Origin of the sequence: Pseudomonas sp. HOU2, from assembly GCF_040729435.1 — a bacterium.
GTDB lineage: Bacteria > Pseudomonadota > Gammaproteobacteria > Pseudomonadales > Pseudomonadaceae > Aquipseudomonas.
On the sequence record NZ_CP160398.1, the window covers coordinates 5,081,485 to 5,097,346 of the forward strand.

The 15,862-nt window shown below is 60.5% G+C and carries 15 protein-coding genes; all 15 read left to right on the plus strand.

What is annotated here, in order from left to right; translation table 11 throughout:
* Positions 1-428 precede the first annotated feature (428 nt).
* Entirely contained in the window at positions 429-1,079 is a 651-nt protein-coding gene (locus ABV589_RS23020; protein ID WP_007969653.1) for a hypothetical protein, read from the plus strand.
* A gap of 228 nt (positions 1,080-1,307) precedes the next feature.
* On the plus strand, positions 1,308-3,437 hold the full coding sequence (flhA, locus tag ABV589_RS23025) for a flagellar biosynthesis protein FlhA (protein ID WP_027613918.1): 2,130 nt from the start codon (positions 1,308-1,310) through the stop codon (positions 3,435-3,437).
* Positions 3,438-3,448: 11 nt separating this feature from the next.
* Positions 3,449-4,789 carry a flagellar biosynthesis protein FlhF gene (gene flhF / locus ABV589_RS23030; RefSeq protein ID WP_095139383.1) on the plus strand — a complete coding sequence of 447 codons (1,341 nt, stop codon included), beginning with the start codon at positions 3,449-3,451 and terminating at the stop codon, positions 4,787-4,789.
* Between the two features lie 113 nt (positions 4,790-4,902).
* On the plus strand, positions 4,903-5,733 hold the full coding sequence (gene fleN / locus ABV589_RS23035; protein ID WP_003222917.1) for a flagellar synthesis regulator FleN: 831 nt from the start codon (positions 4,903-4,905) through the stop codon (positions 5,731-5,733).
* On the plus strand, positions 5,730-6,470 hold the full coding sequence (gene fliA, locus ABV589_RS23040; protein WP_003222919.1) for an RNA polymerase sigma factor FliA: 741 nt from the start codon (positions 5,730-5,732) through the stop codon (positions 6,468-6,470). The genes fleN and fliA overlap by 4 nt, the downstream gene beginning before the upstream one ends.
* Positions 6,471-6,636: 166 nt before the next feature.
* Complete coding sequence (locus tag ABV589_RS23045; protein ID WP_024012118.1) at positions 6,637-7,008, plus strand: chemotaxis response regulator CheY; 372 nt, start codon at positions 6,637-6,639, stop codon at positions 7,006-7,008.
* Between the two features lie 17 nt (positions 7,009-7,025).
* On the plus strand, positions 7,026-7,814 hold the full coding sequence (locus ABV589_RS23050) for a protein phosphatase CheZ (protein ID WP_027613919.1): 789 nt from the start codon (positions 7,026-7,028) through the stop codon (positions 7,812-7,814).
* Between the two features lie 36 nt (positions 7,815-7,850).
* Positions 7,851-10,133, plus strand: coding sequence for a chemotaxis protein CheA (locus tag ABV589_RS23055; RefSeq protein ID WP_367083859.1), 2,283 nt, complete (start codon positions 7,851-7,853; stop codon positions 10,131-10,133).
* A gap of 49 nt (positions 10,134-10,182) precedes the next feature.
* On the plus strand, positions 10,183-11,319 hold the full coding sequence (locus ABV589_RS23060; protein WP_367083860.1) for a chemotaxis response regulator protein-glutamate methylesterase: 1,137 nt from the start codon (positions 10,183-10,185) through the stop codon (positions 11,317-11,319).
* Positions 11,319-12,059 carry a flagellar motor protein gene (locus ABV589_RS23065; protein ID WP_007967839.1) on the plus strand — a complete coding sequence of 247 codons (741 nt, stop codon included), beginning with the start codon at positions 11,319-11,321 and terminating at the stop codon, positions 12,057-12,059. The genes ABV589_RS23060 and ABV589_RS23065 overlap by 1 nt, the downstream gene beginning before the upstream one ends.
* 15 nt (positions 12,060-12,074) lie before the next feature.
* Positions 12,075-12,965 (plus strand): flagellar motor protein MotD, encoded by an 891-nt coding sequence (motD, locus tag ABV589_RS23070; protein WP_007967837.1) that lies wholly within the window; start codon positions 12,075-12,077, stop codon positions 12,963-12,965.
* Between the two features lie 43 nt (positions 12,966-13,008).
* Entirely contained in the window at positions 13,009-13,797 is a 789-nt protein-coding gene (locus ABV589_RS23075; RefSeq protein WP_003222933.1) for a ParA family protein, read from the plus strand.
* A gap of 131 nt (positions 13,798-13,928) precedes the next feature.
* Positions 13,929-14,876, plus strand: a complete 948-nt coding sequence (locus ABV589_RS23080; protein ID WP_367083861.1) for a CheW domain-containing protein — start codon at positions 13,929-13,931, stop codon at positions 14,874-14,876.
* Positions 14,877-14,965: 89 nt separating this feature from the next.
* On the plus strand, positions 14,966-15,451 hold the full coding sequence (locus ABV589_RS23085) for a chemotaxis protein CheW (protein ID WP_003222936.1): 486 nt from the start codon (positions 14,966-14,968) through the stop codon (positions 15,449-15,451).
* The gene (locus tag ABV589_RS23090; protein WP_007961680.1) at positions 15,452-15,844 is read left to right on the plus strand and encodes a DUF2802 domain-containing protein; all 393 of its coding nucleotides are present in this window, start codon (positions 15,452-15,454) and stop codon (positions 15,842-15,844) included.
* Positions 15,845-15,862 lie beyond the last annotated feature (18 nt).

The window sequence follows — 15,862 nt, forward strand, 5'->3', positions numbered from 1 at the left end:
TAAACCCGATCGCTGATTCGTCAGCGACCGATCCACAATAGAACCCGACCCCAAGGCGCACAAGCCGGCGGATTCTGGCTTGGCTGTAGGCAATGGCGCAAGGATGTGTAGCCCGCAAGGCGTGTCTTTAAGTGTCTTTTAAACATTTGCGTTTAAAAGGCGCTGTGGCTCTTGCGGTGTGGCTGCTGGGCTCTTCGCGGGCAAGCCCGCTCCCACAGGTGATCTGTGTGATACCTCCAATCTGTGTTCATTGCGGCGCGATTCCTGATAAATCAGAAGACCGCGACCTTCCGCCTGTCTGAAAAAGACCTCAACCTGTTAGTTCTGACAGTGGACACAAAGGGCATTCAGCTATCCCATGTTCCTTGGCAGGTTTCCCGGGCAAGTCGCCTTCTGACCTGTGTCTAACATTCGCCAAGGAGAAGATCATGCAGGAAAACTACAGAAAGCTTGAAGGAATGAGGTACGAGTTCGTTTCCGGGTCGGTGGTGAAAGAGTCTGTGCATATCGCTTGCACGGTCACTTTTATGGCGACGTTGGACTTAACGCATTTCAAGTACATGAGTAATACGTATGTGCCGGGTTATCTCGATTCGAGTACCAATGCGATCAAGCCAGAGTTGGAAGGGGTGGCCTACCATGGTCTCTACAACAGATTCAACAGTGCAGCTGGCAACATTGGCACCGTTGAGGCGTTGGTCAGAGTGTTCTCCTCTCCTGATAACTACTTCGATATATGGAGTGGCAATGGTCTACAGATGCGTTATCAAAAGCCCCAATTCGACACGGTCGGTGATCAGATAAAAATCACCGGTGGGCGGGACTATCGATGGGAGGACGAGCGGGAGATAAAGCCGCAGGATGTGCCGAACATTCACTTTACCTGGGCACTGAGTGTGCTGAAGGCACGCCCCGATGATCCTTTTCATGAGCCTGATGAAATCGTGAGATTTGGCTATTCTGAGGAAGAGTATGTCGAGGTGGAAGGCAGGCAGATCCGTAAGGGGGCGCGCTATCTGGTGGGCCGCGATTTGCGTCTTGGTGAAATTAATCCAAAGCAAATTTTGATTGCCGGATAAATTCGCCAATACGCGAGTTTTTCTGATTTTTGTTCACCTGCGCTAAGGGTGACAGCCGTCCTGCGACTGTTTTGCGGTCGGCTCCATGGCGCCCGGCTTCAGGCAAGACAATTCCCCGAAATAAACCTCAATTTCAATCCCCGGCAAAAGTTGGAAGGCTTCTTGCAGTAGCCGCCGTGCGCCTGCTTTGGGCGTCAAAAGTTTGCTTTAAAGGAACGGGGAAAACCGGTGGATCGCTCTCAGTTATTCAACACTGCTCGCTCGAATGTTGCCGACCTCAGTCGAGGCAATCTGGGCGTGCCGTTGTTGCTGCTGGTCATGCTGGCGATGATGATGTTGCCGGTGCCGCCGTTCCTGCTGGATGTGTTCTTCACCTTCAACATCGCCCTGTCGATCGTCGTCCTGCTGGTCTGCGTGTATGCGCTGCGGCCACTGGATTTCGCGGTGTTCCCGACCATTCTGCTGGTGGCGACGCTGCTGCGGCTGGCGTTGAACGTGGCCTCGACGCGGGTGGTGATGCTCCACGGTCAGGACGGCCATGCCGCTGCCGGTAAGGTGATCCAGGCCTTCGGTGAGGTGGTGATCGGCGGTAACTACGTGGTCGGTATCGTGGTCTTCGCGATCCTGATGATCATCAACTTCGTCGTGGTGACCAAGGGTGCCGGGCGGATTTCCGAGGTGAGCGCGCGCTTCACCCTCGATGCGATGCCCGGCAAACAAATGGCGATCGACGCCGACCTCAACGCCGGTCTGATCGACCAGAACCAGGCCAAGGCTCGCCGTCAGGAAGTCGCGCAAGAGGCCGAGTTCTACGGTTCGATGGACGGTGCCAGCAAGTTCGTCCGTGGTGACGCCATCGCCGGCCTGCTGATTCTGTTCATCAACCTCATCGGCGGTATGGCCGTCGGTATCTTCCAGCACAACATGACCTTCGCCGACGCGGGCAAGGTGTACGCCTTGCTGACCATCGGTGACGGTTTGGTGGCGCAATTGCCATCACTGTTGTTATCGACAGCGGCAGCGATCATGGTGACCCGTGCTTCCGGTTCGGAAGACATGGGCAAACAGATCAACCGGCAGATGTTCGCCTCGCCAAAAGCCCTGGCGGTGGCCGCTGGTTTGATGGCGGTCATGGGCCTTGTCCCGGGCATGCCGCACTTCTCGTTCCTGAGCATGGCCGCGCTGGCTGCCGGTGGCGCGTATCTGTTCTGGAAAAAGCAGAACGTCGCCAAGGTGCAGGCGCTGCAAGAGGTTCAGCGTCAGCAGGAACTGCTGCCGTCGCCGGCCCGCGCCATGGAAACCAAGGAACTGGGCTGGGACGACGTGACCCCGATCGACATGATCGGCCTGGAAGTCGGTTACCGCCTGATCCCGCTGGTAGATCGCAACCAGGGCGGGCAGTTGCTGGCGCGGATCAAGGGCGTGCGCAAGAAGCTCTCGCAGGATCTGGGCTTCCTGATGCCGACCGTACACATTCGCGACAACCTCGATCTGGCGCCGAGCGCCTATCGCCTGACCCTGATGGGGGTGATCCTCGCCGAAGCCGAGATCTACCCGGATCGCGAACTGGCGATCAACCCGGGGCAGGTCTACGGCACGCTCAACGGCATTACCGCCAAAGATCCGGCTTTCGGCCTCGAGGCGGTGTGGATCGAAGTCAGCCAGCGTGCGCAGGCACAATCGCTCGGTTACACCGTGGTCGACGCCAGTACCGTGGTCGCAACTCACTTGAACCAGATTCTGTACAAGCACTCCAGTGAGCTGATCGGCCACGAGGAAGTGCAGCAACTCATGCAATTGCTGGCCAAAAGCTCGCCGAAACTGGCTGAAGAGCTGGTGCCGGGGGTGGTTTCGCTGTCGCAGTTGCTCAAAGTGCTGCAGGCGTTGCTCGCCGAACACGTGCCGGTACGCGATATCCGCAGCATTGCCGAGGCTATCGCCAACAACGCCGCCAAGAGTCAAGATACCGCCGCCTTGGTGGCCGCAGTACGCGTCGGCGTATCCCGCGCCATCGTCCAAAGCATTGTAGGCACTGACTCCGAGCTGCCTGTGATCACCTTGGAACCAAGGTTGGAACAAATATTGCTCAATAGTCTGCAGAAGGCAGGACAAGGCTCTGAAGAGGGCGTTCTGCTGGAGCCAAGCATGGCCGAGAAGCTGCAGCGTTCGCTCATCGAAGCGGCGCAGCGTCAGGAAATGCAAGGTCAACCGGTGATTCTGTTGGTAGCAGGCCCGATCCGCGCGATGCTCTCGCGCTTCGGTCGCCTCGCAGTTCCAGGGCTGCACGTGCTGGCCTACCAGGAAATACCGGACAACAAGCAAGTGACCATCGTTGCGACAGTAGGGCCCAACGGCTGAGGTAGTGGTTTATGCAAGTTAAGCGTTTCTTTGCCGCCGATATGCGTCAGGCCATGAAGCTGGTTCGTGATGAGCTGGGCGCTGATGCCGCCATCATTGGCAACCGCCGCATTGCCGGCGGCGTCGAGCTGACGGCGGCGCTGGATTACAAATTGTCGGCGCTGGCGCCACGGGTTCCGAACATGGAGCTCGAGGACGAGCTGCGCAAGACCCAGTCGCGCATCGTTACCGCCCAGGCCGAGCTGAGCCTGCGTGGCGAAGCCGACGGCAACACCAATCGCCAGTTGTTCGCCGGGCTGCCGTTGACGGCCGGCCTGCCGCTGACCGCTGCCGAACCGTTGAGCGAACCGACTTACGCCGCCCCGGCGCGTCCGGCTCCGGCACCTGCACCGGCGGCCGCTGGTGTCGATCCGCGTGCGCTGGATTCGATGCGTTTCGAATTGAACAGTCTGCGTGAGCTGATGGAAGTGCAGCTCGGCACGCTGGCCTGGAATCAGCTGCAAGGCAGCCGTCCGGCCCAAGCCAATCTGTATCGCCGTCTGCAACGCATCGGTCTGTCCGGGCCGTTGTCGCGCGATCTGCTGGCGATGATCACTGACATCGAAGAACCACGTCAGGCCTGGCGCATGCTGCTCGCGCATCTGGCGCGAATGATTGCCGTACCGGAAGTCGAGCCGCTGGAAGAGGGCGGGGTGATTGCCATGGTCGGTCCGGCCGGCATGGGCAAGACCACCACCCTGGCCAAACTCGCTGCGCGCTACGTGCTCAAGTATGGCGCGCAGAACGTGGCGCTGGTCAGCATGGACAGTTTCCGTATCGGTGCCCAGGAACAGCTGAAGACCCTGGGGCGGATTCTCAATGTGCCGGTGACCCACGTCGATCCGGGCCAGTCGCTGGTGCAGGCGCTCGATCCGCTGCTGCGCAAACGCGTGGTGCTGATCGATACCGCCGGCCTGCAGGCCAGTGATCCGGCCCTGCGCATGCAACTGGAAAGTCTGGCCGGGCGTGGCATCCGTTCAAAAAATTATCTGGTGCTGGCAACCACCAGCCAGAAACAGGTTCTAACCGCCGCTTATCACAGTTACAAGCGTTGCGGGCTTGCCGGCTGCATCCTGACTAAACTGGATGAGACGGCCAGCCTTGGCGAAGTGTTGAGCCTGGCGATCAGTCATGAACTGCCGGTCGCGTACCTGACCGATGGCCCACGGATTCCGGATGATCTGCATCTGCCGCGCCGTCATCAACTGGTCAGCCGCGCCGTCAGCGTGCAAATGCAGGAAGAACCCAGCGAAGAAGCCATGGCTGACATGTTCGCTGATATCTACCACAGCCCGACCAAGCAGGTTGGCTGAGGTAATGAACAGTTTTTGTACCTACATCGATGGTCTGCCATGCATTGTTCCGGTTGTGAACGCGCAGCCAGTAATGTGGCCTCCGTCTATGCAAGACAAGGTAAAGAAATAACATGGGCAGCATGCATCCCGTACAGGTGATCGCGGTGACCGGCGGCAAAGGTGGCGTCGGCAAGACTAACGTGTCAGTGAACTTGTCTCTGGCGCTGGCAGAGCTTGGCCGTCGGGTCATGCTGCTGGACGCCGATCTGGGGCTGGCGAACGTCGACGTTCTGCTGGGGCTGACCCCCAAACGTACTCTGGCCGATGTGATCGAAGGCCGCTGCGAGCTGCGCGACGTGCTGTTGCAGGGGCCCGGCGGGATCCGCATCGTGCCGGCCGCCTCCGGCACCCAAAGCATGGTGCACCTGAGCCCGGCGCAACATGCCGGTCTGATTCAGGCCTTCAGCGACATCGGCGACAACCTCGATGTGCTGGTGATCGACACCGCTGCGGGTATTGGTGACTCGGTAGTCAGTTTTGTCCGCGCCGCCCAGGAAGTGTTGCTGGTGGTCTGCGACGAGCCGACCTCGATCACCGACGCCTACGCGCTGATCAAACTGCTCAACCGTGACTACGGCATGAACCGCTTCCGCGTCCTCGCCAACATGGCGCAGAGCCCGCAGGAAGGGCGCAATCTGTTCGCCAAGTTGACCAAGGTCACGGATCGCTTCCTCGACGTCGCCTTACAATACGTCGGCGCCGTGCCGTACGACGAAAGCGTGCGCAAGGCCGTGCAGAAGCAGCGAGCGGTCTATGAAGCCTTTCCGCGTTCCAAGTGCGCGCTGGCATTCAAGGCGATCGCGCAGAAGGTCGATACCTGGCCGCTGCCTGCCAACCCGCGCGGTCACCTGGAGTTTTTCGTCGAGCGCCTCGTGCAGCAAACGGCAGGGCCTGTGTTATGACCGCGAGCGGTATGAACTACTACAAGAAGTCGGCACGTGACGCGCAATACGAGTTGATCGAGCGTTACGCGCCACTGGTCAAGCGCATTGCCTATCACCTGCTGGCGCGCTTGCCGGCGAGTGTGCAGGTTGAAGACCTGATTCAGGCCGGGATGATCGGCCTGCTCGAAGTCTCGACCAAATACGACGCCAGCAAAGGCGCCAGTTTCGAAACGTACGCGGGCATCCGGATCCGCGGCGCGATGCTCGACGAAGTACGCAAAGGGGACTGGGCTCCGCGCTCGGTTCACCGCAACACCCGTATGGTCAGCGACGCAATTCGCGCAATTGAAGCTAAAACCGGCCGTGACGCTAAAGATCACGAGGTTGCGGCCGAACTCCAATTGAGTCTCGACGATTACTACGGGATTTTGAATGACACCCTGGGCAGCCGGCTGTTCAGTTTCGACGACCTGTTGCAGGACGGCGAACACGAAGGGCTGCACGAGGATGGCGCCAGTGCTCATCTTGAGCCGTCACGCGATCTGGAAGATGAACGCTTCCAGGCGGCGCTGGCGGACGCGATTGCCAATTTGCCGGAGCGTGAGCGACTGGTGTTGGCGCTGTACTACGACGAAGAACTGAACCTCAAGGAAATCGGTGAAGTCCTTGGCGTCAGTGAATCGCGGGTCAGCCAGTTACACAGCCAGTGCGCGGCCCGTTTGCGGGGGCGTTTGGGGGAGTGGCGAGCGCGCTGAAGGCAGTGTGGGGACACTGCGAACGAGGCTGGTGCGGTGATGAACGGCACCGGTCTTGCTCTGTTGTGCTCCAGACAGTCTTCGAGTGCTGCGCCGATTGATTGAAGTGGCGCGTCCAGGTGCTGGGCGCGTTTAAGACTGCTTGGAGGTCGAATTGAACAAAGACATGAAAATCCTCATCGTTGATGACTTCTCAACGATGCGGCGGATCATCAAGAACCTGCTGCGCGATCTCGGGTTCACCAACACCGTCGAGGCCGACGATGGCACGACCGCCATTCCGGTGCTCAACAGCGGCAGCATCGACTTTCTGGTAACGGACTGGAACATGCCGGGCATGACCGGTATCGACTTGCTGCGCCACGTGCGTGCCGATGAAAAACTCAAGCATCTGCCGGTGCTGATGGTGACCGCTGAAGCCAAGCGCGAGCAAATCATCGAGGCCGCTCAGGCCGGTGTGAACGGCTACGTGGTCAAACCTTTCACGGCTCAGGCGTTGAAAGACAAAATCGAGAAGATTTTCGAACGCATCGGCTGATGACGCGCGGGGGAGCTATGGAGCATAACGAATCTTCACAGGGCGATTTCGAGTCGACCCTGAAAAAACACGCGGTCGAACTGGTCGAGAGCCTTGAAAAAGGCAGGTTCGGCGACGCTGTGCAACTGATCCATGAGCTCAATCAGACCCGTGACCGCGGCCTGTATCAGGAAGTGGGCAAGCTCACACGCGAACTGCACAGTGCGATCGTCAATTTCCAGATCGATCCGCACATGCCGCAGGCCGAGGAAGTGTCGCAAATCACCGACGCCACCGAACGCCTGGGCTATGTGGTCAAGCTGACCGAAGCCGCGGCCAACCGCACCATGGATCTGGTGGAAAGCGCCACGCCGGTGGTCAATGGCCTGGCTGAAGAAGCCCAGGCGCTGAGCACCGATTGGGGCCGCTTCATGCGTCGCGAGGTCGGGGCTGAAGAGTTCCGCGAGCTGGCGCGCCGGGTCGACGGTTTTCTGTCACGCAGCAGCACGGACAACCGTGCGGTGTCGAGCAATCTGAACGACATCCTGCTGGCTCAGGATTATCAGGACCTCACCGGTCAAGTGATCAAGCGTGTGACCCAGCTGGTCACCGAAGTCGAAAGCAATTTGCTCAAACTCGTCCTCATGGCCAGTCAGGTGGACCGCTTTGCGGGCATCGAACACGACCGCGCCGCGATGCTTGCAGAAAAAGATCCACAAAAACATCTCTCGCAGGGTGAAGGTCCGCAGATTCATGCCGATAAACGAGAAGACGTTGTGTCCGGTCAGGACGATGTGGACGATTTGTTATCCAGCCTTGGATTTTGAGTTTTAGGTTTTTAGACCTGTAGGAGCACCCCATTAATGAGCTTCGGCGCCGATGAAGAGATCCTTCAGGATTTCCTGGTTGAGGCCGGCGAGATTCTTGAGCAACTGTCCGAACAACTGGTCGAGCTGGAAAGCCGCCCGGATGACGCAGATCTGCTCAACGCAATTTTTCGCGGTTTCCACACTGTAAAAGGGGGCGCCGGCTTCCTTCAGCTCAATGAGCTGGTGGAGTGCTGTCACATCGCCGAAAACGTGTTCGACATCCTGCGCAAGGGTGAGCGTCGCGTTGATGCAGAACTGATGGACGTGGTGCTTGAAGCACTGGACGCGGTGAACAGCATGTTCAGCGAAGTCCGTGAACGTGCACCGATCACTGCCGCTACCCCGGAACTGCTGGCCGCGCTGGCGCGTCTGGCCGAACCGCAATCGGCTGACGAAGCCCCGGCTTCGCCGGTGGCCGAGATGATCGAAGAGCTGGTCGTCGAAGGCGATTCGAGCGATTCGGGCGACATCACCGATAACGAATTCGAACAGCTGCTCGATTCGCTGAACGCCGTCAAGGCCGAAGCCGAAGCGCCGATTGCTGTGGCATCTGCGCCGGTTGCCGATGCGGCCGCCAGCGATGAAATCACCGACGCTGAATTCGAGTCCTTGCTCGATCAGTTGCACGGCAAAGGCCAGTTCGCGCCGGACGCCGTGGCACCGACGGCAGCCGCTGCGGCGGCACCGGCGGCGGGCGACAGCTCGGACATCACCGACGACGAATTCGAAGCACTGCTCGATCAGTTGCATGGCAAGGGCAACTTTGCCGTGGAAGCGCTGGAGTCGGCGATCGCCTCGGCACCGGTTGCGCCTGCCGCACCGGCGGCCGCCGCTGCCGGCAGCGATCTGATCAGCGATCACGAATTCGAATCGCTGCTCGACGAATTGCACGGCAAAGGCAAGTTCACCGACGTTGGCGCCGCTGCTGCGGGCACCGCATCGACCGTGGCTGCATCTGCCGCCAAGGCTGCTGCCGCTCCAGCCGCTGCGCCGAAGGCTGCACCCAAGCCTGAGCCGAAGGCCGAAGCGCCAAAACCGGCCGCCGCTGCTGCACCGGCCCCTGCCCGCGCTGCCGCGGCGCCGCCACCGGAAAAACCGGCGAGCGAAGCCGAGACCACCGTGCGGGTCGATACCGCGCGTCTCGACGAAATCATGAACATGGTCGGCGAACTGGTACTGGTGCGTAACCGCCTGGTGCGCCTGGGTCTCAACAGCGGCGACGAAGCCATGTCCAAGGCCGTGTCGAACCTCGACGTGGTCACGGCTGACTTGCAGACCGCAGTGATGAAGACCCGGATGCAGCCGATCAAGAAGGTCTTCGGGCGCTTCCCGCGTCTGGTTCGCGACCTCGCGCGTCAGCTCAAGAAAGAGATCAACCTGGAACTGGTGGGTGAAGAAACCGACCTCGACAAAAACCTTGTCGAGGCCCTGGCCGACCCGCTGGTCCACTTGGTGCGCAACGCGGTTGACCACGGTATCGAGTCGCCGGAAGAACGCGAAGCTTCAGGCAAGGCCCGTGGCGGTCGCGTGGTACTGGCCGCCGAGCAGGAAGGCGACCACATCCTGTTGTCGATCTCCGACGACGGCAAGGGCATGGACCCGAACGTGCTGCGTTCGATCGCGGTAAAACGCGGTGTGATGGACAAGGACGCGGCCGATCGCCTGAGCGATACCGAGTGCTACAACCTGATTTTCGCCCCGGGTTTCTCGACCAAGACCGAGATCTCCGACGTGTCCGGCCGCGGTGTCGGCATGGACGTGGTGAAGACCAAGATTTCCCAGCTCAACGGTTCGATCAACATCTACTCGACCAAGGGCCAGGGCTCGAAGATCGTCATCAAGGTGCCGCTGACGCTGGCGATCATGCCGACCCTGATGGTGATGCTCGGCAATCAGGCGTTTGCGTTCCCATTGGTCAACGTCAACGAAATCTTCCACCTCGACCTGTCGACCACCAACGTGGTGGATGGCCAGGAAGTGGTGATCGTGCGGGACAAGGCGCTGCCATTGTTCTACCTCAAGCGCTGGCTGGTCAGCTCCGCCGCTCACGAAGAGCAGCGCGAAGGCCATGTGGTGATCCTTTCGGTGGGCACCCAGCGGATCGGCTTCGTCGTCGATCAACTGGTCGGCCAGGAAGAAGTGGTCATCAAGCCATTGGGCAAAATGCTGCAGGGCACTCCGGGCATGTCCGGCGCCACCATCACCGGTGACGGCCGCATCGCGCTGATTCTCGATGTTCCAAGCATGCTCAAGCGTTACGCGACGAAGCGTATTTGAATCCGGGGCAGCGGGGCGACGACGTCCCGCTGCACCTAATGGAGTGTTTATGGCAGTCAAAGTCCTGGTGGTGGACGATTCGGGTTTTTTCCGCCGCCGCGTCTCGGAAATTCTTTCAGCGGATCCGAGCATCCAGGTGGTCGGTACGGCCACCAACGGTAAAGAGGCGATCGATCAGGCCCTGGCCCTCAAGCCGGACGTGATCACCATGGACTACGAGATGCCGATGATGGATGGCATCACGGCGGTGCGGCACATCATGCAGCGCTGCCCGACCCCGGTGTTGATGTTCTCCTCGCTGACGCACGAAGGCGCCCGGGTCACCCTGGATGCGCTGGACGCCGGCGCGGTGGATTTCCTGCCGAAGAATTTCGAAGACATCTCGCGCAACCCCGAGAAGGTCAAGCAACTGCTGTGCGAGAAGGTCCACAGCATATCGCGCAGCAATCGTCGCTTCAGTGCCTACAGTGCGCCGGCTCCGGCCGCGGCACCGACGCCTGCGCCAGCCCCGGCGGCTTCGAGTTTCAGCAGCCACAGCGCTGCTGCACCGACGCGTCCATCGCCGGCTCCAGCACCTGCGCGTGCGCCAGCCGCCAGCGCGTCGTCGCCGGCACCGAAACGCAAAGCCTACAAACTGGTTGCCATCGGTACTTCGACCGGCGGCCCGGTTGCCCTGCAACGGGTGCTGACCCAATTGCCGGCGAACTTCCCGGCGCCGATCGTGCTGATCCAGCACATGCCGGCGGCGTTCACCAAGGCGTTTGCCGAGCGCCTGGACAAGCTGTGCCGCATCAGCGTCAAGGAAGCCGAGGATGGCGACATCCTGCGTCCGGGCCTGGCGCTGCTGGCCCCGGGTGGCAAGCAGATGATGATCGACGGCCGTGGCGCGGTGAAAATCCTCCCGGGCGACGAGCGTCTGAATTACAAACCGTGCGTGGACATCACCTTCGGTTCTGCAGCCAAGTCTTACGGTGACAAAGTTCTGGCGGTGGTGCTCACCGGCATGGGCGCCGACGGCCGTGAAGGCGCACGTCTGCTCAAGCAGGGCGGCAGCTCGGTGTGGGCGCAGGATGAGGCAAGCTGCGTGATCTACGGCATGCCGATGGCCATCGTCAAAGCCGATCTGGCTGACGCGGTCTACGGCCTGGACGACATCGGCAAGCACATCGTCGAGGCGTGTATCTGATGGATGTTCTAAGCCTTATCGGGATTATCCTGGCGTTCGTCGCCATCATCGGCGGCAACTTCCTTGAAGGCGGTCACCTCGGCGCGCTGGCCAACGGCCCGGCCGCGCTGATCGTGCTCGGTGGCACCATCGGTGCAGCGCTGCTGCAATCGCCGATGAGCGCCTTCAAGCGCGCCATGCAGATTCTCGCCTGGATCCTGTTTCCACCGCGCGTGGACCTGGCCGGCGGCATCGACCGCGTGGTCAACTGGAGTCTCACCGCACGCAAGGAAGGCTTGCTCGGCCTGGAAGGCGTCGCCGATGCCGAACCGGACAACTACTCGCGCAAGGGCCTGCAATTGCTGGTCGACGGTGCTGAGCCGGAAGCGATCCGCAGCATCCTCGAAGTGGATTTCTACACCCAGGAAGCGCGCGACATCGAGGCTGCCAAAGTCTTCGAAAGCATGGGCGGCTACGCGCCGACCATCGGCATCATCGGTGCGGTGATGGGCCTGATTCATGTGATGGGCAACCTCGCTGATCCGACCCAATTGGGTAGCGGCATTGCCGTGGCATTCGTCGCGACCATCTATGGCGTGGCCAGTGCCAACCTGGTGTTGCTGCCGGTGGCGGCCAAGCTCAAGTCAATCGCGTTGCGGCAGTCGCGTTATCGCGAAATGTTGTTGGAAGGTATTTTGTCGATCGCCGAAGGTGAAAACCCTCGCTCTATCGAGCTGAAGCTTCAGGGCTTCATGGATTGATGGGGGTAATGGACTATGGCTCGCCGCAGGCATCAGGAAGAACACGTTAATCACGAGCGCTGGCTCGTGTCCTACGCGGATTTCATCACGCTGCTGTTCGCGTTCTTCGTGGTGATGTACTCGATCTCGTCGATCAACGAAGGCAAGTACAAGGTCATTTCCGAAGCGCTGATCGGGGTTTTCACCGACTCCGATCGCTCGCTCAAGCCGATCCCGATCGGGGAGGAACGCCCAAAAACCGTGACCCCGGCCAAGCCGCTGGTCAAGGACAGCGAGCAGGTTGACGCCGGTATCGCCGGGGCCAGCGATCCGCTGAAAAGCATTGCCGATGACATCAGTGCCGCGTTCGGCGACTTGATCAGCTCCAACCAGATGACCGTGCGCGGCAACGAGTTGTGGGTCGAGATCGAACTCAACTCCAGCCTGTTGTTCGGCAGCGGCGACGCGATGCCGAGTGATATCGCGTTCAACATCATCGACAAGGTCGCGGCGATCCTCAAACCGTTCGACAACCCGATCCACGTCGAAGGCTTCACCGACGATCAGCCGATCCGTACCGCGCAGTATCCGACCAACTGGGAGCTGTCCTCGGCGCGCTCGGCGAGCATCGTCCGCATGCTGGCGATGCAGGGCGTGAATCCTGGCCGTCTGGCTTCGGTGGGGTATGGCGAGTTTCAGCCGGTGGCCAATAACGCCACTGCCGAAGGCCGGGCGAAAAACCGTCGTGTGGTGCTGGTGGTGTCGCGCAATCTCGATGTGCGCCGCAGTCTGACCGGCACCGGTACCGCCAATGCACAACCGGACGCGGCATTGAAGCGTGCTGGCACACAAACTGCACCGTCCCCGGTCAAGACGCCGGGACGCGAGAGTGCCGTCAATTCTCCGTCGCCCGCATTAATACGCTGAGCTATGTCTCGGTCGAGCATCTCGGCCGGGAGGAACGAACCGAATGAGAGTCTGGGCAGTCGCCAATCAAAAGGGTGGTGTCGGTAAAACCACATCTTCCATCGCTTTAGCCGGATTGCTGGCGGAGGCGGGCAAGCGCGTGGTTGTGGTCGATCTCGACCCGCACGGCTCGATGACCAGCTATTTCGGCTACGACCCCGACAGCCTGGAACACAGCAACTACGACCTGTTTCTGCACAAGGGCAGCGTGCCGCAAGGCTTGCCCGGGCAGTTGCTGCTGTCGACCAGCGACGAACGCATTTCCCTGTTGCCGTCCAGCACCGCACTCGCCACCCTTGAGCGTCAGTCGCCGGGGCAGAGTGGTCTGGGCCTGGTGATCGCCAAGAGTCTGGCGCAGCTGTGGCAGGACTTCGATTACGCGATCATCGACAGCCCGCCGTTGCTCGGCGTGCTGATGGTCAACGCCCTGGCCGCGAGCCAGCAACTGGTGATCCCGGTGCAGACCGAGCACCTGGCCGTCAAAGGTCTGGAGCGCATGGTCAACACCCTGGCGATGATCAACCGCTCGCGCAAACAGGCGCTGCCGTTCAGCATCGTACCGACCCTGTTCGACCGCCGCACCCAGGCGTCGCTGGGCACTCTGCGCGTACTGCGCGACAAGTTTCCGGAAGAGATCTGGCAGGGTTACATCCCGGTCGATACCCGTCTGCGCGACGCCAGCCGGGCCGGGGTCACACCTTCGCAATTCGATGGTAAGAGCCGTGGCGTGCTGGCTTATCGCGCGCTGCTCAAGCATCTGCTGGCGCAACAACTTGTTCCGCAGGTGGCTTGAATGACGTTGACCTCTGTAGGAGCTGCCGCAGGCTGCGATCTTTTGATCCGGTTTTGCGTGGCTTCTGAAAAGATCAAAAGATCGTCCGAACGCGGCACCGAACCTGCGGCAGCTCCTACAGGGAGTTGTGTATGAATCGGCCGGTGAAGTTAACGTCGAAGCCGCAGTTGGCATTGCAGTCCTATCTGGACAGCTTGCTGCAGGAGATTCCTGACGAGTTGCAGGTCGAGGCGCCGGTCGAGGTGGTCGAAAGTGCTGCGACGCTGGACGAGTTCCAGGCAGCGGTGCTGGAAGAGCAGGCGCGTGATGCGCAGAAAGCCGCCAAGCCTGCCGCCCCGGTTGCCGCGCCTGCCGTGGCGCCCGTTGCTAAAGCACCGGTGGCATTGATCGAAGAAGCCGAGCCGCCGCGCGCGCCGGTGTCGACACTCGCACCGCTGTTGCAAACCCAATTGCTGAAAACCGCGCCGGAGCCGGTGGTGGTCGAACCTGCTCCGGTTGCGCCCGCACCCGTCGAGCAGACGCTGGTGCCTCCGGTGGTGGAAGTGCATTTGCCGCCGAGCAACACGCCGCCTCCGGTGGACACCGATGGCCGTCCGGCCTGGGCTGCCGAAGCCTTCGAATGCCTGTTGTTCGATGTTGCCGGCCTTACCCTGGCGGTGCCGCTGGTGTGCCTCGGTTCGATCTATTCGCTGGCCGGCCACGAGTTGACGCCGCTGTTCGGGCAGCCGGAATGGTTCCTCGGGATTCTGCCGAGCCAGGCCGGCAACCTGAAAGTGTTGGACACCGCGCGCTGGGTCATGCCGGATCGCTATCGCGATGACTTCCGTCAGGGCTTGCAGTATGTGATTTCGGTACAAGGTTACGAATGGGGCCTGGCGGTGCATCAGGTCAGCCGTTCGTTGCGTCTGGATCCGAATGAAATCAAATGGAGAAGTCACCGGGGTCAGCGGCCATGGCTCGCCGGCACGGTGATCGAGCACATGTGTGCATTACTTGATGTAGCCGCGCTGGCCGAGTTGATCGCCAGCGGCGGGGCAAAGCACTTGGGCGGTCACAAGCCGCTACATAAATCGACATAGCAGCCGACATAACAGTCAGGCGAAGGCATTTTCAATGCCTCCACACAGAACACACACCGCCCAGTGCGGTTTTTTCGAGGGGTCAGGGTATGAGTAGTCAGGCGACGAATGCAAAAGGTTCTGAAGATCCGATCCTGCAATGGGTGACCTTCAAGCTGGACAACGAAACCTACGGCATCAACGTGATGCGCGTTCAGGAAGTCCTGCGTTACACCGAAATTGCTCCGGTACCGGGTGCGCCAAGCTACGTGCTGGGCATCATCAACCTGCGCGGTAACGTGGTCACCGTGATCGACACCCGTCAGCGCTTCGGCCTGAACAGCGGCGAGATCAGCGACAACACCCGTATCGTCATCATCGAGGCCGACAAGCAAGTGGTCGGGATCATGGTCGACAGCGTGGCCGAAGTGGTTTACCTGCGTCAGTCGGAAATCGAGACCGCGCCGAACGTCGGTAACGAAGAGTCGGCCAAGTTCATCCAGGGCGTGTGCAACAAGAACAACGAACTGCTGATCCTGGTCGAGCTGGACAAGATGATGAGCGAAGAAGAATGGTCGGAACTGGAGAGCATCTGATTGATTCTCGAGGTTGCGGTCATTGTCCTGTTCCTCTTCTGGGCAGGCACGCTGGCAATGTTTCTGGCGTACATCAAGGCGCAGCGCGTAATCGCTGCGCAACAGGCCCAGGGCGATGCGCTGCGTGATCAGCGCATCAAGGATCTGGCCAAGCGTGTCGACGACTATCAGAACGGCAACGTGCGCATGGGCGAAGCCCTGCACGAGCTGCGCTCGGTCGTCGGCCCGTTGCCGGACAAGATAGTTGCGCTGGAGCAGCGCGACCCGTCGAGCCTGTCGTTCGCCCAGGCGGCGAAACTGGTGGGCATGGGCGCGAGCGTTGATGAGCTGACCCAGTCCTGCGGCTTGACCCAGGCTGAGGCGGAGTTGATGCGCAAATTGCACAGAAGCTGAAGATCAAAAGATCGCAGC

Bases quoted from the DNA above. Each gene is read 5' to 3' on its own strand.
- ABV589_RS23020 (WP_007969653.1), top strand. From the start codon at position 429: ATGCAGGAAAACTACAGAAAGCTTGAAGGAATGAGGTACGAGTTCGTT.
- flhF (WP_095139383.1), top strand. From the start codon at position 3,449: ATGCAAGTTAAGCGTTTCTTTGCCGCCGATATGCGTCAGGCCATGAAG.
- fleN (WP_003222917.1), top strand. From the start codon at position 4,903: ATGGGCAGCATGCATCCCGTACAGGTGATCGCGGTGACCGGCGGCAAA.
- fliA (WP_003222919.1), top strand. From the start codon at position 5,730: ATGACCGCGAGCGGTATGAACTACTACAAGAAGTCGGCACGTGACGCG.
- ABV589_RS23045 (WP_024012118.1), top strand. From the start codon at position 6,637: ATGAAAATCCTCATCGTTGATGACTTCTCAACGATGCGGCGGATCATC.
- ABV589_RS23050 (WP_027613919.1), top strand. From the start codon at position 7,026: ATGGAGCATAACGAATCTTCACAGGGCGATTTCGAGTCGACCCTGAAA.
- ABV589_RS23055 (WP_367083859.1), top strand. From the start codon at position 7,851: ATGAGCTTCGGCGCCGATGAAGAGATCCTTCAGGATTTCCTGGTTGAG.
- ABV589_RS23060 (WP_367083860.1), top strand. From the start codon at position 10,183: ATGGCAGTCAAAGTCCTGGTGGTGGACGATTCGGGTTTTTTCCGCCGC.
- ABV589_RS23065 (WP_007967839.1), top strand. From the start codon at position 11,319: ATGGATGTTCTAAGCCTTATCGGGATTATCCTGGCGTTCGTCGCCATC.
- motD (WP_007967837.1), top strand. From the start codon at position 12,075: ATGGCTCGCCGCAGGCATCAGGAAGAACACGTTAATCACGAGCGCTGG.
- ABV589_RS23075 (WP_003222933.1), top strand. From the start codon at position 13,009: ATGAGAGTCTGGGCAGTCGCCAATCAAAAGGGTGGTGTCGGTAAAACC.
- ABV589_RS23080 (WP_367083861.1), top strand. From the start codon at position 13,929: ATGAATCGGCCGGTGAAGTTAACGTCGAAGCCGCAGTTGGCATTGCAG.
- ABV589_RS23085 (WP_003222936.1), top strand. From the start codon at position 14,966: ATGAGTAGTCAGGCGACGAATGCAAAAGGTTCTGAAGATCCGATCCTG.